The sequence below is a fragment of the Streptomyces sp. NPDC030814 genome (assembly GCF_055572155.1).
In genome coordinates, this window is the sequence record NZ_JBVIDX010000031.1 from 23,659 (window position 1) to 43,376 (window position 19,718).

15 protein-coding genes and 3 pseudogenes are annotated in these 19,718 nt (G+C 68.8%); 9 read left to right on the top strand and 9 right to left on the bottom strand.

Translation table 11 applies throughout. From position 1 onward, the window contains the following. The first annotated feature begins 140 nt into the window (after positions 1-140). Positions 141-1,043 (top strand): alpha/beta hydrolase, encoded by a 903-nt coding sequence (locus ACZ43N_RS37785; protein WP_468103749.1) that lies wholly within the window; start codon positions 141-143, stop codon positions 1,041-1,043. A gap of 455 nt (positions 1,044-1,498) precedes the next feature. Here the strand turns inward: ACZ43N_RS37785 and ACZ43N_RS37790 are convergent, their stop codons facing one another. The 3 genes from ACZ43N_RS37790 to ACZ43N_RS37800 all read right to left on the bottom strand — a co-directional run bounded on the left by ACZ43N_RS37790 (position 1,499) and on the right by ACZ43N_RS37800 (position 5,148). Then, positions 1,499-2,092: a TetR family transcriptional regulator gene (locus ACZ43N_RS37790; protein ID WP_468103751.1), complete on the bottom strand. Its 594-nt coding sequence runs from the start codon at positions 2,090-2,092 to the stop codon at positions 1,499-1,501. Between the two features lie 179 nt (positions 2,093-2,271). Continuing rightward, the gene (locus tag ACZ43N_RS37795; RefSeq protein ID WP_468103753.1) at positions 2,272-4,161 is read right to left on the bottom strand and encodes an AMP-binding protein; all 1,890 of its coding nucleotides are present in this window, start codon (positions 4,159-4,161) and stop codon (positions 2,272-2,274) included. Positions 4,162-4,236: 75 nt separating this feature from the next. After that, positions 4,237-5,148 (bottom strand): alpha/beta hydrolase, encoded by a 912-nt coding sequence (locus ACZ43N_RS37800; RefSeq protein ID WP_468103754.1) that lies wholly within the window; start codon positions 5,146-5,148, stop codon positions 4,237-4,239. A 133-nt stretch (positions 5,149-5,281) separates the two neighbouring features. Here ACZ43N_RS37800 and ACZ43N_RS37805 point away from each other — a divergent pair, with 133 nt between their 5' ends. Next, entirely contained in the window at positions 5,282-5,791 is a 510-nt protein-coding gene (locus ACZ43N_RS37805; RefSeq protein ID WP_468103756.1) for a winged helix-turn-helix transcriptional regulator, read from the top strand. 91 nt (positions 5,792-5,882) lie between these two features. Here ACZ43N_RS37805 and ACZ43N_RS37810 read toward each other — a convergent pair. Further along, positions 5,883-6,446: pseudogene (locus ACZ43N_RS37810) on the bottom strand (MFS transporter); the annotation flags it as partial. Between ACZ43N_RS37810 and ACZ43N_RS37815 the strand changes: the two are divergent. Beyond that, positions 6,446-8,109, top strand: a pseudogene (locus ACZ43N_RS37815) (ATP-binding SpoIIE family protein phosphatase); the annotation flags it as partial. The pseudogenes ACZ43N_RS37810 and ACZ43N_RS37815 sit on opposite strands and share 1 nt — an antisense overlap. Positions 8,110-8,148: 39 nt before the next feature. Here ACZ43N_RS37815 and ACZ43N_RS37820 read toward each other — a convergent pair. From ACZ43N_RS37820 to ACZ43N_RS37830, 3 genes are read right to left on the bottom strand one after another with little or no spacing between them, the layout of a single operon-like run. After that, entirely contained in the window at positions 8,149-9,672 is a 1,524-nt protein-coding gene (locus ACZ43N_RS37820) for a class I adenylate-forming enzyme family protein (protein WP_468103758.1), read from the bottom strand. Beyond that, on the bottom strand, positions 9,669-10,592 hold the full coding sequence (locus ACZ43N_RS37825; protein WP_468103760.1) for an alpha/beta hydrolase: 924 nt from the start codon (positions 10,590-10,592) through the stop codon (positions 9,669-9,671). Before ACZ43N_RS37825 ends, ACZ43N_RS37820 begins: the two co-directional genes overlap by 4 nt. 7 nt (positions 10,593-10,599) lie before the next feature. Further along, positions 10,600-11,568 (bottom strand): enoyl-CoA hydratase/isomerase family protein, encoded by a 969-nt coding sequence (locus ACZ43N_RS37830; RefSeq protein ID WP_468103762.1) that lies wholly within the window; start codon positions 11,566-11,568, stop codon positions 10,600-10,602. A gap of 225 nt (positions 11,569-11,793) precedes the next feature. Here ACZ43N_RS37830 and ACZ43N_RS37835 point away from each other — a divergent pair, with 225 nt between their 5' ends. Beyond that, positions 11,794-12,477: a TetR/AcrR family transcriptional regulator gene (locus tag ACZ43N_RS37835; RefSeq protein WP_468103763.1), complete on the top strand. Its 684-nt coding sequence runs from the start codon at positions 11,794-11,796 to the stop codon at positions 12,475-12,477. Between the two features lie 16 nt (positions 12,478-12,493). Here the strand turns inward: ACZ43N_RS37835 and ACZ43N_RS37840 are convergent, their stop codons facing one another. Continuing rightward, complete coding sequence (locus ACZ43N_RS37840; protein WP_468103764.1) at positions 12,494-13,408, bottom strand: short-chain dehydrogenase/reductase; 915 nt, start codon at positions 13,406-13,408, stop codon at positions 12,494-12,496. 106 nt (positions 13,409-13,514) lie between these two features. On the opposite strand from ACZ43N_RS37840, the gene ACZ43N_RS37845 reads away from it, so the two are divergent. The 3 genes from ACZ43N_RS37845 to ACZ43N_RS37855 all read left to right on the top strand — a co-directional run bounded on the left by ACZ43N_RS37845 (position 13,515) and on the right by ACZ43N_RS37855 (position 15,720). Continuing rightward, positions 13,515-14,012 carry a winged helix-turn-helix transcriptional regulator gene (locus ACZ43N_RS37845; RefSeq protein ID WP_468103766.1) on the top strand — a complete coding sequence of 166 codons (498 nt, stop codon included), beginning with the start codon at positions 13,515-13,517 and terminating at the stop codon, positions 14,010-14,012. A 113-nt stretch (positions 14,013-14,125) separates the two neighbouring features. Continuing rightward, positions 14,126-14,659 (top strand): SRPBCC family protein, encoded by a 534-nt coding sequence (locus ACZ43N_RS37850; protein WP_468103768.1) that lies wholly within the window; start codon positions 14,126-14,128, stop codon positions 14,657-14,659. Beyond that, entirely contained in the window at positions 14,659-15,720 is a 1,062-nt protein-coding gene (locus ACZ43N_RS37855; RefSeq protein WP_468103770.1) for an LLM class flavin-dependent oxidoreductase, read from the top strand. The genes ACZ43N_RS37850 and ACZ43N_RS37855 overlap by 1 nt, the downstream gene beginning before the upstream one ends. 94 nt (positions 15,721-15,814) lie before the next feature. On the opposite strand, the gene ACZ43N_RS37860 is transcribed toward ACZ43N_RS37855, so the two are convergent. Beyond that, a complete protein-coding gene (locus ACZ43N_RS37860) occupies positions 15,815-16,303 on the bottom strand; it encodes a group II intron maturase-specific domain-containing protein (protein WP_468103772.1) in 489 nt (162 codons plus the stop codon). 744 nt (positions 16,304-17,047) lie between these two features. On the opposite strand from ACZ43N_RS37860, the gene ACZ43N_RS37865 reads away from it, so the two are divergent. Together ACZ43N_RS37865 and ACZ43N_RS37870 are read left to right on the top strand one after the other, a co-directional pair. Further along, on the top strand, positions 17,048-17,926 hold the full coding sequence (locus ACZ43N_RS37865) for an AAA family ATPase (protein ID WP_468103774.1): 879 nt from the start codon (positions 17,048-17,050) through the stop codon (positions 17,924-17,926). Positions 17,927-18,112: 186 nt separating this feature from the next. Further along, a pseudogene (locus ACZ43N_RS37870) lies at positions 18,113-19,714 on the top strand (transposase); the annotation flags it as partial. Positions 19,715-19,718 lie beyond the last annotated feature (4 nt).

Below are 19,718 nucleotides of genomic sequence, written 5' to 3' on the forward strand. Positions count from 1 at the left end.
GACGACAGCCTTTCGGCTCGGGTTCCAGGATTGGATCGGCTGCGATGGCACAAAACCCCTCAAGGCCACTCTCGAAGAGAACTTTGCTGCGCTAAGGAAGGCTATCGAGAGCCATTGAATATCTTCAGAAAGAGGAAGCAATGCCGATTCACGTCCACTTTCTCAGCGACAACCTGACGCTCGCCGGACACCTGTACCTTCCCGTCGGCCACCAGCCTGGCGACAGGCATCCCGCGGTCGTGACCGTTTCTCCCGGGGGAGGGATCAAGGAGCAGACCTCGGGCCGCTACGCACGAGAGCTCAGCGAACGCGGCTTCGTCACTCTCGCTTTCGATCACCGCTCATATGGTGAGAGCGAAGGCTTCCCTCGCTTCGATGAGAATGCGTACAGCAAGATCGAGGACATCAAGAGCGCGGTCGGCTACCTCGGGCGTCGCCCCGAGGTTGATCCTTCTCGCGTCGGCGTGATGGGGATCTGTGGCGGTGCCGGCTATTCTCTCGCCGCCGCGGCGACCGACCGGCGCATCAAGGCTGTGGCCACCGTGAGCGGAGTAGCCGATCAGCGTGGTGCCACTCGTGGCCAGTTCCCCGACCGGGAAACGATCGTCAGCGCGCTCGCAGCTGGATCCGCGGCACGGCAGGCCTTTGCCGACGGCGCGGAGCCGCTGTATTTCCCGCTGATCCCGGATGCGGCCACGCCGAACGTGATGGACCTGATCAGGCAGGCCCCGAGTTACTACTTCGATCCCGAGCGTGGAGCCCATCCCCGCTGGGAGAACAAGGTGTTGTCCTGGTCGCTGGAGCAGGGGGTGTCGTTTTCGGCGCTCGACGTGATCGACTTGATCACCCCGCATCCGGTGCTGTTCATCGCCGGCGGCAAGTCCGACAGCCTGCATGACAACGAGGCGGCCTACGCTGCGGCCGGCGAGCCGAAGGAACTGTTCGTCGTGGACGGTGCACGGCATCTCGATCTCTACGACATCGACGAGTACGTGAAGCCGGCCGTGGACAAGCTGACCGAGTTCTTCGCCAACGGTCTGTGATGCCGGCCGAGTCGATACTGACGGTTCGGTGTTCCCATGATCTGCAGCCGGGAACCATCACCGCCTCCAAGACCACGTCCTGGGACACGACGATCCGCCCTCCGCCCACGAACGGCAACGGCAACACCAGCTCACCGTAGAAGAGCCGCACCCCTTCAGGATCGACCCACCGATCGGCAAAGGTGGCGCCGTGGAAGATCATCCGCTCGAAGACGGCAGCGGCTGGTATGCCAGACCCAGGAGAGGGGTCAGATAACCGCCTACGCGGTCTGCACCCTTTCCTGACGATCCAGCCGCCCGGGACCGATGCGCCTCGTTCATCCTGATCATCTGGCCGCGCAACCTCGCCCAGTGGCTTGTGGCGTGGCTGCCGCAACCCCCTGGGGGAGCGGCACCCACGCCTTTTGTGCGACGGGATGTGGAACCGGCGGCCAGTGCCCGGCTATTCGTGGCCGTCAGCCGGCTTGCTCAGCGGTGTTCAACGGCGTGAGCGCCCGGCGGATGCCCTGGTCGAGGATCTCGTCGGCGATGTGGGGGTCGGTCAGGGCGCGGGAGAGCTGCAGGGTGCCGACGAGCAGGGCAAGCAGGCTCAGTGCCTCGGCGCGCGCGGAGGCCGGGGCGTGGGGCGCCAGGCGGGCGGCGATTTCGTCGGCGAGAGCCAGTACGCCCTCGGTGTACGCCTGCCTGGTGGCGTCGGCGCAGCGGTCGATCTCGTCCAGCAGCGCGGCGTTGGGGCAGCCGTCGGCGGCGTTGTCCCGGTGGGAGGTCGAGAGGTAGTCGCGCACGAGCTGCTCGACTCCGGCCATGCCGGGCGCGAACTGATCGCGGAGATACGTGCATTGGGCGCGCAGCTGGTCGGCGACCACGTGGGCGACGAGGTCGTCCTTGGTGGCGAAGTGGGTGTAGAAGGCGCCGTTCGTCAGCCCCGCGTCGGTCATGAGAGCCGAGATGCCGGAGCCGTCGATGCCGTCGCGCTTGAACCGGCGGCCGGCTGTCTCGATGATTCGCTGCCGGGTCGCCTGCTTGTGCTCCGCGCTGTAGCGCACCATGGGTTCCTCCGCAGGTCACGAGGACCGCTTGTCCTCCATCGATTCACGCCATCTCATAATATTACGAACATAATTCTTTGCTTCAAGTGTGATGCTCGTGACGGTCCATACAGCAGCGACGTATGGACCGTCACGAGCGGCCCGTCGGGATCGGTTCGCCGGATGTGTCGGTCAGCCGCTCACAGGGTCTGATTGGTGCCGCGAAGGACAGGGCGCAGGGCTTCGATGACGGTGGGGTCGTCCACGGTGGAGGGGACGGGTTCGTCGTGGCCGTCGGCGATGCCACGCATGGTCTTGCGCAGGATCTTTCCCGAGCGGGTCTTGGGCAGAGCGGCCACGACCGCGATGTCCTTGAGGGAGGCGACGGCGCCGATGCGGTCGCGGACGAGTTGGACCAACTCGGCCTCGATGCCGGCTGGTTCGCGGTCGGTGCCGGATTTGAGGACGACGAAGCCGCGCGGGACTTGGCCCTTGAGGGCGTCGGCGACGCCGATGACGGCGCATTCGGCGACGTCCGGGTGAGCGGCGAGGGTTTCCTCCATGCTGCCGGTGGACAGCCGGTGTCCGGCGACGTTGATGACGTCGTCGGTGCGGCCCATGACGTAGAGGTAGCCGTCCTCGTCGAAGTGTCCGCTGTCGCCGGTGAGGTAGTAGCCGTCGAAGGCGGAGAGGTAGGAGGCGCGGTAGCGCTCGTCGTCATTCCAGAGGGTGGGCAGTGCGCCGGGCGGCAGCGGGAGTTTGACGACGATCGCGCCGTCGACGTCGGCGGGCACGGGCCGGCCGGAGGGGGCGAGGACGCGGACGTCCCAGCCGGGCAGTGGGCGGGTGGGGGAGCCGGGTTTGAGCGGGGCGGCTTCGATGCCGACGGGGTTGGCGACGATGGGCCAGCCGGTCTCGGTCTGCCACCAGTGGTCGATCACCGGGATGTTCAGCAGGGTGCTCGCCCAGTGGTAGGTCTCGGGGTCGAGGCGCTCGCCGGCGAGAAAGAGGTAGCGCAGGGCGGAGAGGTCGTAGTCGGTGGTGAGGGTGCCCTTGGGGTCTTCCTTGCGGATGGCGCGGAAGGCGGTGGGGGCGGTGAACATGGTCTTGACGCGGTGCTCGCTCGCCACTCGCCAGAACTGGCCGGCGTCGGGGGTGCCGACCGGCTTGCCCTCGTAGAGGATCGTGGTGGCGCCGGCCAGGAGGGGGCCGTAGACGATGTAGGAGTGGCCGACGACCCAGCCGACGTCGGAGCCGGTGAACATGGTCTCGCCCGGGCCGACGTCGTAGACGGCGTTCATCGACCAGTGCAGGGCGACCGCGTAGCCGCCGCTGTCGCGGACAACGCCCTTGGGTTTTCCGGTCGTTCCGGACGTGTAGAGGATGTAGAGCGGGTCGGTGGCCGGGACGGGAACACACTCGGCCGGGGCCGCGGCGGCGACCGCCTCCGTCCAGTCGAGGTCGTCGGGTCCCAACGTGGCCTGCTGCTGGGGGCGTTGGAGGATGATGCTCTTGTCGGGCGTGTGGGTGGCGAGTTCGATGGCCCGGTCGAGGAGCGGCTTGTAGGCGATGACTTTCTTGCCCTCGATGCCGCAGGAGGCGGAGACGACGACCTTGGGGGCGGCGTCGTCGATGCGCAGGGCGAGTTCGTGCGGGGCGAAGCCGCCGAAGACGACCGAGTGGACCGCGCCGATGCGTGCACAGGCCAGCATTGCCACGGCGGCCTCGGGGACCATCGGCATGTAGATCACCACGCGGTCGCCGTGCCCGACGCCGAGCTGGACGAGCGCTCCGGCGAAGGCGGCCACCTCGTCCCTCAACTGCGTGTAGGTGTAGGTGCGCCGGGTGCCGGTGACGGGGGAGTCGTAGATGAGCGCGGCCTGTTCGCCTCGGCCGGCCTCGACGTGTCGGTCGAGGGCGTTGTGGCAGACGTTGAGGCGGCCGTCGGAAAACCAGCGGTAGAAGGGGGCGCCTGAGGAATTCAGGGCGTGTCGCGGGGCGACCTCCCAGTCGATGCCCTGCGCCGCCGTCAGCCAGAAGCTCTCCGGGTCTTCCGTACTGGCGCGGAAGACGTCCTCGTAGATTCCCATCGCGCACTCCTTCGTGACACATGGTGATGCTGTCGGCGGGCCCGATCGTACGGGGCCGCCGTCAGGTGGTTGTGTTCAGGCGCCGAGGTGCTTGCGGAGCCACTGGCCCATCTGCTGGATCGCCTGGTCCGCCTCGGGTACGCGTCCCGCACCCAGGATGAACGAGTGCTGGCCCTCCGGCATGGGGTGGACCTCGGAGGTGACCTTGAACTCCGCGAGGCGGCGGCCGAGTTCGGCGCCGTCGTCGGCGAGGGTCTCGAACTCGCCGTAGTGGACGGTCGTGGGCGGCAGGCCGGTCAGGTCGGCGCTGATGAGGCTGACAGAGGGGTCGGTGAAGTCCACGGCGGGGTCCTGGAGCCAGGCGGCCCTGAAGAGTTCGAGCGTGCCCCTGCTGAGCATCCTGTCGTTGCCCTCGTTCTCGTCCACCGCGGCGTGCTGCAGGGCGAGGTCGGTCCACGGCGAGACGCTGACGATCGCGCCCGGCGTCTCCTCGCCCTTCGCCAGCAGGCGCAGCGGCAGCATGACCGCGAGGGTGCCGCCGATGGAATGTCCGGTACTGCCGATGTTCCGCGGCTCATAGCCCTGCGCGAGCAGCCACCGGTAGGCCGCCTCGGCGTCGTCGAGCTGTGCAGGGTGGGGGTGTTCGGGCGCCAGACGGAAGTCCACCACCAGCGAACGGACACCGGCCGCCTTGGCGATGTGGCCTGCGGCCTTGCGATCCGAGTGCATCGAGGCGGTGACCGACCCGCCGAAGTGGAAGTGGAGCAGCGCCCGGTCGGGGTGGGCGCCCTCGGGGATGCACCACAGGGCGGGTACCCCGCCCGCGTCCACTTCGGCGTAGGTGACGCCTTCCGGTTCGGTCGACGCCTTGTGGTTCGAGTCGACGATGTCGCGGATGACGGCCAGGTCGAGCCCCGGTGTCGACGACTTCGCGCTCACACTCGCGAGGAACTCCGCGAACTGCTGTGCCTCTTGGCTGACTCCCATGGTGACGCTCCTGACTGCCCTGTTGCGGGGCGGGCCGCGCCGGCGTCTGGCGCACGGCGGGATCGATGTGCTGACGGCGACGCTAATTGCTGAGTATAGGAAAGTAAACCCAGGGTCGGTTAGGATCACATCCATGGATGCGTGGACCGAAGCCCTGACAGACACCGGCTTGGACCCCCGCCTCGATCGGGACACGTCGAACTGCTCGATCGCGCGGACTCTGGAGATCGTGGGCGAGAAGTGGACGATCTTGATCCTTCGGGAGGTCTGGTACGGCTCGTCACGCTTCGGTGACTTCGAGCGCGTCCTCGGCTGCCCCCGCAACCTCCTCGCGGCGCGGCTGCGCATGCTCGTGGAGGAAGGGATCCTGGCCACCGAGACCTACAAGGAGCCCGGCTCGCGGAGCCGGCCCAAGTACGTGATCACCCCGAAGGGCATGGACCTGGTCCCGGCCGTGATGGGGCTCCTGCAGTGGGGCGACCGGTACCGCGCCGACCCGGAGGGACCGGCCCTGCTGTCACGGCACCGCGGGTGCGGCGCGCGCGTGGACGTCCGGCTCGGCTGCGAAGGAGGCCACGCCGTGCGGGCGGAGGACGTCGAGAGCGTGCCCGGTCCTGCCTTTCGCATGAAGCCGGCAGAGTGAGCTGAGAACTCCGGCTGCCCAGTTCGGCCCTCACGGTGGCCGGCCCGGCGGCGCGGCCGTCGCGGGACGCGCCACCATCTCGACGTAGCACTCAGATCGCGAGCGGAGCCTCTACCGCAACATCACCCGAGGTACGGCTCACGGCAGGACCGTCGGCCTTGCCCCGACGCGGCATGAAGAGCGCCGGCACCGCCGCCACGGCGACCGCACCCGCGCCCACCCAGAGCGCCGGGACCAGCCCGTCCACGAACAGCGACGCGGACTCGTAGCCTCCCTGCGCGGAGAAGATGGCCGTCAGTGACGCGACGCCGATGGCACCGCCGACCTCGCGGATCGCGTTGTTGGTGCCGGAGGCGATGCCCTGCTCCTCCGGACGGACCGTGCTCATGAGGAGGTTCGCGCTCGGGGCGAAGAGCATCCCCATCCCGATGCCGCACACGATCAGCGCCGGCAGCAGAGCGGTGTACGACACCTGCGGCTCGACGGCGAGCGCCCACAGCACGAGGCCCACCGCGTTGAGCGACATGCCCACCGCGACGACCGGACCCCCGCCGATACGGTCGGACAGCGCCCCGGCCGGCGGCCTGGCGATCATCGGCATCGCGGTCCAGGGCAGCATCCGTACCCCCGCATCCATCGGCGAGTAGCCGCCGACTCAACGAGGCCGGAGCACGGATCGGGACCACCCTCGACATCGCCCGCACCGCCCAGGAACTGGCAGACGTCGGCACCGGTCGCTTCGCTGACCGCGTCACCGTCGATCTCCTCGACTCCGTCTTTCGCGAAGAGGAGACGCACTCGGCACCCGCTGCTCCGACCCTGCGCCGGATCGCACAGTCCATCTCGAACGGTTCACCCGATACGGCGATCGTCACAGGGCAGGTGCGTTCTTGCCCGGAAGGATCGGCACCGGCCCGAGTGCTGGCCACCGGACAACCTCTCCGGCTTCGTGTCACGGCTTCTGCCGCGCCGGCCTGGCTGGAGGGGCCTGCGGATCACGAAAACGCCTCGCGCTCCCACGGCACGCACTCCATGCTCCTGGTTCCGCTCCGGGCCCGTGGAAACGCCCTGGGGATCGCACAGTTCTTCCGTCAGCAGACGGCAGACCCGTTCGACGACGACGACCTGCTCCTCGCCCAGGAGATCGCGTCCAGAGCGGCTGTGAACATCGACAACGCCCGCCACTACACCCAGGAGCGTTCCACCGCGCTCACGCTCCAGCGCAGTCTGCTGCCTCAGCACGCGCCGGACGAGTCCGCCGTCGAGACGGCCTCCCGCTATCTGCCCAGCGGATCCCGGGCAGGCGTGGGCGGTGACTGGTACGACGTGATCCCCCTGTCCGGTGCCCGTGTGGCCCTCGTGGTGGGCGACGTGGTTGGCCGCGGACTCCAGGCGGCGGCCACGATGGGCCGGCTGCGGACCGCCGTCCGTACCCTGGCGGACATTGACCTGCCCCCCGACGAACTGCTGACCCACCTCGATGACGTGGTCATCCGGCTGCAGCGCGCAGAAAAATGCAGCAGAGACGAGATCAGCGCCACGTGCCTGTACGCGGTCTACGTCCCGTCTCCCAGGTGTGTTCCCTGGCCAGCGCCGGACACGTGCTGCCGGCCGTGGTGACCTCCGGTGATGGGCAGTCCGTCCGCGCGGTCGCCTTTCCGGAGCTGCCGATCGGCCCGCCCCTGGGCCTGGGAGGACTTCCTTTCGAAACCGCCCAGTTCGAACTGCCCCAGGACAGTCTGCTGGTGCTGTTCACCGACGGCCTCATCGACAGTCGCGCCCGCGACGTCGACGCGTCCCTCGCGTTGGACGTCCTTGCCCGGGCAACGGGCTCGCTCGAGCAGACCTGCGACAGCCTGCTCCAGGCGCTGTTGCCCGGCCGACCCGTTGACGACGTGGCTCTCCTCGTAGCGCGAACCCGAGCGCTGGACGCCGGCCACGTCGCCACACTGGATCTTCCCTCCGACCCCGCAGTCGTCTCCGACGCGCGCATGTTCGCTTCCGACCAGCTGGCCGCGTGAGGACTGGAGAAGCTGGCCTTCACCACGGAGCTCGTGGTCAGCGAACTGGTGACGAACGCCATCCGCTACGGCAAGAGCCCCATCCAGTTGCGGATGATCCTCCAGTCCACTGTGACGTGCGAGGTCGCCGACGCCAGCGGCACCGCACCGCACCTGCGGCGTGCCCGCGCCTTCGACGAGGGCGGCCGCGGCCTGTTCCTGGTCGCCCAGCTCACCGAACACTGGGGCACACGGCACCACCGCGAGGGGAAGGTCATCTGGGCGGAGCAGCTGATTCCGTCCACCCTCGCCGGGTAACGCATCGATTCCGACGGCAGGTCGGGTGCGAGGTGAAGCTCAGGAAACCGTGGACCTGGCAGCGGCCGCGGCGTGGGCAGCTCGCAACGAGACCTTGTCGATCTTGCCGACCGCGTTCTTCGTGATGGCTTCGACCACGACGTACGAGGTGGGCCGCTTGAAGCCGGTGAGGCGGCCCGCACAGAGTGCCATCAGCGCCTCCGGGTCGATGGTTGCGCCCGGGCGTGGCTGGACGTAGGCGACGACCACCTCTCCCCACTTTTCGTCGGGTACGCCGATTACGGCGGCCTCGAGCACCGACGGATCGCCGGCCAGCACGTCCTCGATCTCCTTGGGGTAGATGTTCTCCCCGCCCCGGATGATCATGTCCTTCGAGCGTCCGACCAGGGTCAGATAACCGTCGGCGTCGAGGTGGCCCACATCGCCCGTGTGCAGCCAGCCATCGATGATGACGCGGGCCGTTTCGTCAGGACGACCGAGATAGCCGCGCATGACATTGGCGCCCCGAACGACTACCTCCCCGTCCTTGCCCGGTGCCACCTCGGTGCCGTCGGCATCGACGATCCGGATCTCCTGTCCAGGAAAGGGAAGCCCCACGGTTCCGGCACGACGAGGCCCCGCGACGGGGTTGAGGGTCGACCCGCAGGTGCCTTCGGACAGCCCGTACCCCTCGACGACGGGAAATCCGTACCGCGCCTCGAACCGGGTCAGCAAATCGGCGGAGGCGGGTGCCGCACCGCAGACTGCGAACCGCAGGGACGACGTGTCGGGCTGAACGTCGGCCGGGAGCGCCGCGAGCATGCCATAGATCGTGGGCACGGCGCTGAAGAAGGTGGGGCGCTCCTGCTCGACGAGGTCGAAGAAGCTGTGAGGATCGAAGCGGCGCCCCGCGATGACGACACTGGCGCCGGCGAGCAGCGGAGTCAGGACGCTGACCACGATGCCGTTGACATGGAAGAGCGGAAGGACCAGCAGGCAGCGGTCCTCCGACCCCAACTCGAGCGCCTGGCGCCCCATCTCCACCATGGCGTCGATGTTGGCGTGGTCGAGCATCACACCCTTCGGTACCCCGGTGGTGCCGCTGGTGTAGATGAGCAGGGCCAGCACGGACGGGGCAAGCAGCGGTGCCTGATCCGAACCCACAGCTCCGTCGTACAGATCGCCCACGGCGAGTACGTCGACGCCGTCCGGAATCACGGCCGCACCGTCTTCGACCACAATGAGGCGCGCGCCGGAGTCCTCGAGCTGTCGGACCACCTCGACGTCGGTCATGCTCGGGTTGACCGGCGTGATGGTGGCGCCGAGCCGCCACGCGGCGAACAGCAGCACCACGAACTCGACGCGGTTCGTCAACTTGAGGGCGACGACATCACCGGGACCGATCCCGCGATCCCGGAGCTGACACGCTGCCGTTCGGACGCGGTCCAGCAACTGAGTGTTGGTGAGCGACTGTCGCCCGTCCGAAACCGCGGCCCCATGGGGGTCGAGATCGGCGCGGCGGTCGGGCAGCGAAGCGAAATTCATGGCGAGGGTACCTGTCTCGGTGTGATGCGATCCGGTCACGTCGTCGACGCGGCGGGTGCCGGGGCCAACTGGCGGGCGAGGAACTCGATCTGGTCGCGTACCAGTGCCTCGAAGGTCGCGCCGGTGTAGAAGTCGAAGTGGCCGGCGTCGTACCTCTTGATCTCTCCACGGGGCGCTGTGCGCGCGTAGCGGAGGGTCTGGGCGGGAGGCGTGACGGAGTCGGTGTTGCTGACGCAGAAGAGAATCGGGATGGTGACCTTCTTCGCCGCACGTCCGGGCCGGTAGGCAGCGATGGTCGGAATGACCCGTGCCGCCACCTCGTTGCGGAACGTCTTCCCCGCCGGCTGCAGCGCCTCGTAGCCGGGCAACGCGTCCGGAGCGTTCATGAGGGCCGGCGAACCGGGGGAGGCGGCGATGGGGACCATTGCAGGCGCCTTGCCGCGCACCCTGGTCACCAGATCCCGGGCGAGCACCGGCGTCATCCTGAGAGAGGCGACCGGACCCAGTGCGAGAGCGGAGGCGAGGCCGTCGGTGAACGGGCACTGGGCCACGGCCGCGCGCAGCTCGGGATGGCGCGAGGCGACGGTGATCGCGTGGCCGCCACCGAAGGAACTGCCCCACACCGCAACACGGGCGCGGTCGACATCGTGGCGGGCCTTGACGTAGGCGATCGCGGAGTCCCAGTCGGCGAGCTGACGCTTGATCGACAGGAGCTGGCGAGGGTGACCGCCGCTGTCACCGAAGTGGCGGTACGTGAAGGCCAGGGCGGCGATGCCGGCCTGTGCGAAACGCTCGGCAAAGGCGTCCAGACGCATCTCGCGAGTGGCACCGAGGCCGTGGCCGAGGACGACGACGGGAGGCGAGGCGACGCCCTTGGGGAGGTAGAGCCACCCGGCACATCTGCTGTCGCCCGAGGGGAAGGTGACGTCGTGACGGGTGAAGGAGCGGGGAGTGGTCATCACCGGCTCACTGTCCGCTCGTGGAGCGGTGCCCGGGCACGCTGCCCGAGGCGATCGCCTGTGCGTACGTGTTCGGGTTGTACAGCGGGAGCTCGCCGGTGGCCTCGGTCGTCGCCATGTAGCGGAGCATGAGGTCCTGCCCCTCCTTCGACATGACGCGGGTGAAGAACTCGGTGCGCTCGATGTGCAGCCCTTCCGGCAGCGACGCCGAGCCGCCGAAGTACACGGACCTCTTGGCGGCCGCGACGGACCCCTTGGACCGTGCCCCCAGGCGTTCCGCGAGCGCAGTCGCCCTGGCGACCACCTCGTCCTGTGGCACGACCTCGTCGACGGCCCCGTTGGCCAGAGCCTCCTCAGGGGTGAACGGCTTGCCCTCGAGGATCGCGACCAGGGACTTGTGGGTGCCGATCAGGCGAGTCAGCCGCTGGGTACCGCCACCGCCCGGGATGATGCCGAGGAGGATCTCGGGCTGGCCGATGAAGAAGTCCCCGTCCGCCATGACCCGCAGGTCACACGCCCAGGCGAATTCCGCGCCGAGGCCGAGGGCCGAACCGTTGAGGGCGCCGACGAAGACGACTCCGCTGGCGTTCATCCGCAGGAATGTGGCATGCAGCCGGTCGAGCTGGGCGGCTCCTCGCATCGGGGTCCTGCGCACCAGAGGTCCGAGAACCCGTGTCCGGTCCAAGCCCCTGGCGATGCGAGCCACGGCGGAGGCGCCGCGCCGACCCACCGTAGGGCTGGCTGCGCCCTCTTCCTGCAGCCACTGGACCGCGGCATGGCTGACAAACCGCTCGGCATGCGCCCCGGTGAGGACGACGGCACGGACGCTCGGGTCGCGGTCGACCCGGGTCACCAGCTTGTCCAGCTGGTTGGCGATGTCGAGGCCGAACACCTGGTGTGGGCCGCCGTCGACCCGGACGACGAGGACGGCCCCGCGATCTTCGATTTCGAGTTGGCCCTTGTCCTTGTATGGCATGAGTTCTGCTCCCGAGCTGAGTTCGGGGGGGGCAACGTGCGTGGAGGACATCCGCGGATGCGTATCGCAGTGATGGGGTCGCCGCAGCGGACTGTTGCCGCACGCGCGGCCGGAAACTGGGACAGTGCGTGATGACGCGTCCAAGGACGAGCGCGTGTCCGGGACGGCACGTCACTCACGATGTGTAGTTATTTCAGGTGTGTCAACGATGGAGGCGTAAGAGGCATGGCAGGGCGGGCGAGGCTCGATGACGCGCCGGAGCGACTGGTGCAGGCCGCCATCGGCCTGCTGGCCGAGCAGGGGCCGTCGGCCATCAAGGCCCGGACGGTGGCGACCGCGAGCGGACTGTCGACGATGGGGGTCTACAGCCACTTCGGCGGGATCCCTGAACTGATGCGCGCCGTTGCCGACCACGGTTTCAGGGAACTCGGCAGGGCGTTCGCCCAGGTGCCGGTGACCGAGGACCCGATCGCGGACCTCTTCGCCATGGCCTTGACCTGTCGCCGGCTGGCCCGCGAGAACCCTCACCTGTACGACTTGATGTTCGGGCTGTCCACTCGGGCCACGTACCGGCCGCTGTCGGACGCAGATCTTCGTCTGAGTGGGCACTCGCCGGCCTTCCGAGACGCTCACGCTCACGTCACCGCCGCGTGCGAACGGCTCGTGAGCACCGGCCGGGCCAGGCAGCAGGAACCCGCAGTCATCGCGGCGCAACTGTGGAGCCTTGTACACGGTTACATCACCCTTGAGCTGGCGGACCATTTCGTCGAGTTCGACGACGCGGTCGTACAGGTGCTCCTGCCGATGGGCGTGAACTTCTCCGTTGGCTTGGGCGACACGCGGGAACGTGCCGAGGCCTCGCACGAAGCCGGCGCGCGCCTTTACGACTCGATCGTCCAGGGCCGCTGAGAAGCCGGGCGGCCGGTCACCGCTCCGTGCGCGGCCGGGACGCTCTGGACCCCGTAGCAGCGGCATCGGCGCCCGGCACGAGCTGGTCGTGCCTTCCCAGCGCCGCGACCTCCCGTTCGAGGGACGGGACTGCCCGGGCGGCGAAGCGCCTCGCCCAGGGCCAGGCCAGCGGTGAGTTCAGCGCCGCCTTCGCCCAGTTGGCCACGGCGACTGCGCGCGGGACGTACACGCGGCTGCGTCTGCGCGCGAGCCCGTCGACGATCGCGGCAGCCGCCCGATCGGCGCTCGTGGTGACATTGCCCGGATACGGCAGCCGCTGGCGCAAGCCGTGGAACGAGGGGAGGTCCGCCTCGGCGCCCCGGACCAGGTCCGTGTCGATCCAGGAGGGATGCACAAGGCCGACCGTCACGCCGAGGTGCGCCACCTCCTGGCGGTAGGTCAGGGCGAGCAGCTCGGCCGCGGCCTTGCTCGCACCGTACGAGGCCATCGCGGCCAGCGGCATGAAGGACAGCGCGGACGCCACGACCAGCACGTGGCCCCGGCTGCGCTCCAGGTGGGGCGTCGCGTACTTGAGAGTGCGGAAGACGCCGTTCAGATTGACGTCCAGCACGCGTTCGAACGATGCCTCGTCCGTCTGCCGTACCGTCCCGAAGGCGACGACGCCAGCATTGGCGACGAGGAGGTCGATGCCGCCCATGACCTCCGCGGCCTCATCGATCGCCGACCGCAGAGCGGTGCCGTCGCGCACATCGGCCTCACGCCAGGAAGTGTTGGGGCCCAGCTCATGGGCCAGGTCACGCAGGTGATCGGGCTCCAGCCCGATCACTGTCACACGGGCACCGCGGGCGGCGGCCTGACGGGCCACCTTCTCGCCGATGCCGCGTGCCGCGCCAGTGACAACCAGCCTCTTGCCGAGCAAGTCACGTTTCATGGCGGCAACATAACTTCGTTATTTAAGGAGCGCAAGACGTCATGCACGCCGATCGCTCCCACCGGACCTGCTGGGTCTCACGACTGAACGAACTTATGCTGCTGTCATGAGGCGGATATCCTTTGCGCAGTGGCCCTGCTCGATCGCGCGGACCATGGATCTTCTCGGGGACCGGTGGACGCCCTTGGTGCTGCGCGAGACGTTTTACGGGGTCCGCCGGTTCGACGCGTTCCAGGAGTCGCTGGGTATCGCCCGCAACACGTTGACGGACCGGCTGCGCCGGCTCGTGGAGGAAGGGCTGCTGGACAAGCGGCCGTACCAGACGGAACCGGTCCGCTACGACTACGTGCTCACCGAGAAGGGGCGCGACTTCTATGGTGTGCTGCTGGTGATGAACCGGTGGGGGGATCGCTGGCTCGCTGGTGAGGCGGGTCCGCCGGTGGCCTTGCGGCACGATGCGTGCGGGCAGGAGACCCACGCCACGGTGGTGTGCGCCGCCTGCGGTGAGCCCATGACCGCGGACAATACGCGCGCCCTGATCGGCCCCGGGTACCCACCGCACTTGGCTGAGCGGCCGGATGTGCGGGAGCGCTTCGCAGGCTGAATCCGTAGCCCCGCGGCACCCGCAGCCGCCCTTGACACGTCAGTCTATCTACGCAACTTTACTGGCCGGAAGCTCGTGCAGGACGCTTCACTGAGCAAGGAGGCCGCGGGATCATGGAGTGGACGGGCGCACGCTATGCGGACAAACCGACGGCGGAGGTCCACACCTGGATCGCCGCCCCGCCGGAGCAGGTGTGGACGCTGGTGTCCGACATCGAACTAATGCCGCGCATGAGCTCCGAGCTGCAGTCGGTGGAATGGCTGGACGGCAGCACCGGCCCCGCTCTGGGAGCCCGGTTCATCGGCCGGAGCAAGCACCAGGCGTTGGGGGAGTGGGCCACCACGTCGCACATCGTCGAGTGCGAGCCGTCGAGGACGCTCGCCTGGGCCGTCGAGGATCCGCTGAACCCGACCGCGATCTGGCGGTTCACCTTGGAGCCGCAAGACGGCGGCACCCTGCTGCGGGAATGGATGCAGATGGGACCGGCCCGCTCGGGCCTCTCCCTCGCCATCGATCGCATGCCGGAGAAAGAGCAGAAGATCGTCTTCGTGCGCATGCGCGAGTTCGAGGCCAACATGACCGTCACCCTCGAAGAGATCAAGAAACTGGCCGAGAAGGCCCAGTACTCGGACGAGGAAAGTCTTTGATGCGCACCTCCACCACGATCGAAGCCTCCGGTGGCGACTGGCAGGAGATCGTCGACTACGTCACCGAGGCGGAGAAACTCGGCCTGGACATCTGCTGGGTGGCGGAGGCTTGGGGCTCCGATGCGCCCTCGCCCCTGGGCTACCTCGCCGCGAAGACCGAGCGCATGCTGCTCGGCTCCGGAATCATCCAGCTCGCCACCCGCACCCCGATGGCCATCGCCCGCGCTGCGATCACGCTGTCGCAGATCTCCCAGGGGCGCTTCCTCCTCGGCCTTGGCCCCTCCGGACCGCAGGTGATCGAGGGGCTGCACGGTGTCCCCTTCGGCCGGCCGCTGTCACGGATGAGCGAGACCGTCGAGATCGTGCGCCAGGCCGTTTCAGGAGACAAGATCTCCCATGTCGGGCGGGAGTTCCAGATCCCGCTGCCCGGCGGGGATGCGAAGCCGATGCGCCTGTCGATGCAGGCCGAGTACGACATCCCCGTCTATCTGGCGACCCTGTCGCCCAAGATGCTGTACCTGACCGGTGAGATCGCCAACGGCTGGCTGGGCACCAGTTTCGTGCCCGAGGGGGCCAAGGAGGCGTACTTCGACCACCTGGACCGGGGCTTGGCCGCCGCCGGCCGTACCCGCTCCGACCTCGACATCTGCCAAGGCGCCGAGGTCGCCTTCGCGGAAGACGAGGACGCGCTGCGCGCGATGGTGGCCGGACGCAAGAAAGAACTGGCCTTCAGCCTCGGCGGCATGGGCTCCGCGAAGACGAACTTCTACAACAGCGCCTACAGCCGCCAGGGATGGGCCGAGGTGGCAGCCGAGGTCCGGACACGCTGGCAGGCCGGGGACCGGGACGGCGCCGCCGGCCTGGTCCCCGACGAGATGGTGCTGGCGACCACACTGATCGGAACCGAGGACATGGTGCGCGAGCGGCTGCGCGTGTGGCGTGACGCCGGCGTCGACACCGTTCGCTTCTACCCCGCCGGCGAGACCCTCGACGCCCGAGTCGCGACGCTCGGGCGGGCCATTGAACTGGTCCGCGACATCGAGGACGAGGCGGTCCGGTAGCGATGATGGTCGGGTCGCCCGGGGGAATCGCACCCCCGGCCTCCCACAGAACCGTGCGTAACAGTCTCCCGTTACACGGCTCTTGTCCTCCTGATCACCGGAACTCTGCTGTCCATGCCCACTGGGCGAAGAGCCTCGGATACTGGCGCGTGACACGGTTCCAGCATGCGTGAGCCTTTTTGAACGACCTGAGCCGTCGATACTTCTTGCGGACCCATCGCATCAGGTAGGTGTTGATGCGATGGAGGAGGGGATGCAGCTCGGAGCGGCAGAACGCTCCGTAGTAGTTCATCCAGCCCCGCACGATCGGGTTGATGCGTCGTGCGAGGTCGAAGAAGGTGAGGTGGATCTGCCGGTGGAGCCGCCACGAGCGGATCTCCGTGCTGATCTTCTTCTGGGCGTCCTTGCTAATCGCGGGCAGGAAGCCGGTGAAGTTCGTACCGCCCCTGTCCGCATACCGTCCGAACTCGACGCCCGGATACGTCCGGTTGAGCCATGTGTCGAACGCGTAGTGCATGAACAGGTCCGCCAGCACGGGCGAGACCGCCGATCCCTGAGGGGTTCCCCGGTCCCGCTTCTGCAAGGTGCCGTCGGGTAGTTGAAGCGGCGCCCGGAACCACCGACCAACATACAACTTCACCCAAACGGCGTCGGTGTGAGCTGTGAGTGGGCGGTGGGGTGGCAGCGAGTGGGCGTCAGCGGGATCGCGGAGTGGATGTCCTGGTAGTGGGTGCAGGACGGGGCTGTGGTTGCTGTCATGGGGTGACCAAGCGGATGTTGTGGGGCGGCTAGCAGGTTGGTTGCTGGCTGTCATGGCTTTCGCTGTTCCTATGTGAGGGGCTGGCGGGGTCGGGTGGGCTGGGCCGTATGACGGTTCAGGGGGTTTCGGCGGGTGGGGCCGGGGCGGGATCGGCTGCTGTTGTGCCGGCCGGGGGTGCGTCGTTGGCGCGGGGTGTGGTGGTACGGCGGCTTCTTTCGGTGGATGGGGAGGGGGCGCTGTCGGCGCTGCATGTGCGGATCGCGGCGGAGCTGGCGGGTGTGTCGGAGCGGACGGTGTGGCGGTGGCTGGCCGATGGACGCCGGGGCCATGTCGAGGCGCGGCCGCGGCAGGACGGGTTTTCGCTGAGTGACGCCTTGTGGAAGGTCCTCGCTGAGGCGGGTGGGAACGTCGCGGAGTTGCGGCGCAGGATGCTCCGGGCCCAGGAAGAGGGGGCGTTGGAGGAGTGGGATGCGGAGTGTGTGCCCTCGCTGCCAACGTTGCACCGCGTGATCAAGCGGGATCTGGGGGCGGGCCGGGTTCGAGGTGGCTCGTCCGGCGGGGGCCAGGGTGGGGCTGGAGCCGAGCCGGTATGACCGGGCACTGGCGGATCTGGGGCTCGTGGACGGGGCGGGTGGTCCGCTTGTTGTCGACGGGCCGCCCGCCGACGTGCCGGTGCCGGAGGGCGCCGCGGATGCGGGGGTGCGGGGCGGCGGTGTGCGGTTGTACGTGCCGGGGGCCCGGCTGGTGTCCACACGGCAGGTGGCCGGTGTGGCGGAGGCTGTGGGGCATACGGTCGCGGCACGCGGGATGTGCTGTGTGTACGGGGATACCGGCCTGGGGAAGACGGTCGCCGTCGAGCAGGCTTTGCATCTTCTCCCCGGCCGGGTTCCGGTGTGGCGGGCGGTGGCCGACGTAGCGCCCGGTCTGCCGCAGCTGCGGGCCTCGCTGTGTGAAGCGCTCGGGCTGCCGTCGGGGGCGCTGCCGCACCGGGCCGGACCGGCCAGCCAGGCTCTGACGCGGGCACTGGCCGAGCCGGGTGTGCTGTTCATCGATGACGCCCAGCGGCTGACGCCGCCCTTGCTGGATTATCTGCGGCAGTTGTGGGACGCGCCGGGCTGTGCGGCGGCGCTGGTGCTGTGTGGGGCTGGAAGCGAGCGGGCCCTCGCCCGTGCTTCGGCGTTGCGCTCGCGCGTGCTGACCTGGCATCAGGTCGGCCGGCTTGAGCCGTCTCAAGTGCCGCAGACGCTGACTCTGTTCCATCCCGTGTGGGCGCAGGCGGACCCGGACGAGCTTGCGCGGGCGGACGAGCAGATGGCGCGCGGCAATTTCCGCACGTGGGCGAAGATCACGTCGCATGTCTACGCGGCCCGCGAGCGCGGCCCCGCAAGGCGTGTGGACCGGGAGCTGATCGAGCAGGCCTGCGCGCGTCTTGGCCCCTACCCGTGACGGTCCGGGCTGCTCGGAGGGCTCGTACGGGGGCCTTCATCTGTTCCGACGAGGTGAACGAAGACGCGCTCCATGGAAGTGGAAGGGACGGAGGGTCACGGCGTGGACGGGCAGCCGATGGCACCGCCGCAGGATCCGGCTCGTGTTCTGGGGGAAGTGCCTTTGACGGCGTTGCGGGCGCCGGCGGTGCGTCGTCTGCTGGCGCTGCGCGCCGAGCGGCGGCTCTCGCGGGAGCATGTGCGCCTGGCCGGGGAGTGCCTGGGGGTGTCGGAGCGGACGGTGTGGCGGTGGCTGGCTGAGGCCTCACGGTCGCCCCGGGCCGCGATCCGCCCCGGGGAACGCAGTGGTGACCGGTTCGAGATCACCAGGGAGATCCGGGTGCTGTTGGCGTACTGGCACGGCAACGCTTCTGCGGTCCACCGCCAGTTGGTGGCCCGGACCGAGACCGGCGGCCGTGACGGTCAGCCGACGACGGCGTCTGAATCCGCGGCTTCTCCCGCGGGCGCCCCGCCGGCTGCGGTGCCGCTGCTGGACCCGGTGCCGTCGCTGTCGACGTTCCTGCGCGCAGTGCGTCGTGATCTCACCGCGGGGGAGCGGGCCGGTCTTGCCGAGGGACCGGACGCGGCACGCGCGCACGACGTCTTCGGTAAACGGGCGGCCTCCTGGCGCAATTACGTGTGGGAGGCCGATCACGTCCAGGCACCGCTGCTGGTCGATGCCGACGGCGACCTGGTGCGCCCGTGGGTGACCTGGTTCATCGACACCGCCACCAAAGTCATCACCGGCACTGCGGTCACTCCTGGCGTCCCTTCCCGCGCCCCCGTGCTGGTCGCGCTGCGCGCCGCTGTGCTGCGTGAGGAGCCCTACGGCCCTGCCGGAGGGACACCGGAGCAGGTGAGGGTGGACCGGGGCAAGGACTTCCTGTCGACCACCGTAACTGCCGCGTTCGGCACGATGGGCGTGACGGTGAAGGACCTTCCCGCCTACAGCCCCCATCTCAAGGGCACGGTGGAAAATCTCAACCGGGCTGTCGACCGGATGCTGTTCGCGGCCCTGCCCGGCTACACCCTCACGCCCGCCAAGCCCCGCTCCGGCCGGCGACGCAAAGGCGCGGGCCGCAGGCCGGATACGTCCGGTGTCATGTCGTTTCAGGACTTCACAGCGGAGGTGCTGGCCTGGACACACTGGTGGAACACCGAGCACCGGCCCCAGGCGCTGTCCGGCCGTACGCCGCTTGAGGCATGGCAGGCGGATCCGACTCCTGTCACGGACGTCCCCGCCGCCGACCTGTGGACGTTCACCCTCGAGGACGACGGCCGCCTGCGAAAGCTGACCAGCCACGGCGTGCGCTGGCGCGGGCGCACCTACATCGCCCCCTGGATGGCGGGCCAGGCCGGCCGTACCGTCACCGTGCGCTGCAGGCCGCACCACGATCACGAGATCGACATCTGTGACGCGAGCGGCGGGTATCTCGGGCCTGCGCACCTTGCGGACGCGGCCACCCCCGAACAACTCGAGGCCCTGCGCACAGCCCGTGCGGAACGTGCCCGACGTCTGCGCGCCGAGGTGAAAGCCGCCGAGACGCTGCGCCGACAGCGCTTCGCCCCGGCCACCACGGCCGGGCCGGCCCAGAGGCTGGGAGCCCTCACCTCCGCTCAAGCCGGGCACGAACTGGCCGCCGTCGAGCACACCGACGCCTCGAAGCTGGCGCTGCCGGACCTCATCCCGCCCGCCGCGCCCCCGGCCGACTGGCGCACCCCGCCCTCCCTCGCCACTACGCCATCACCGCCGA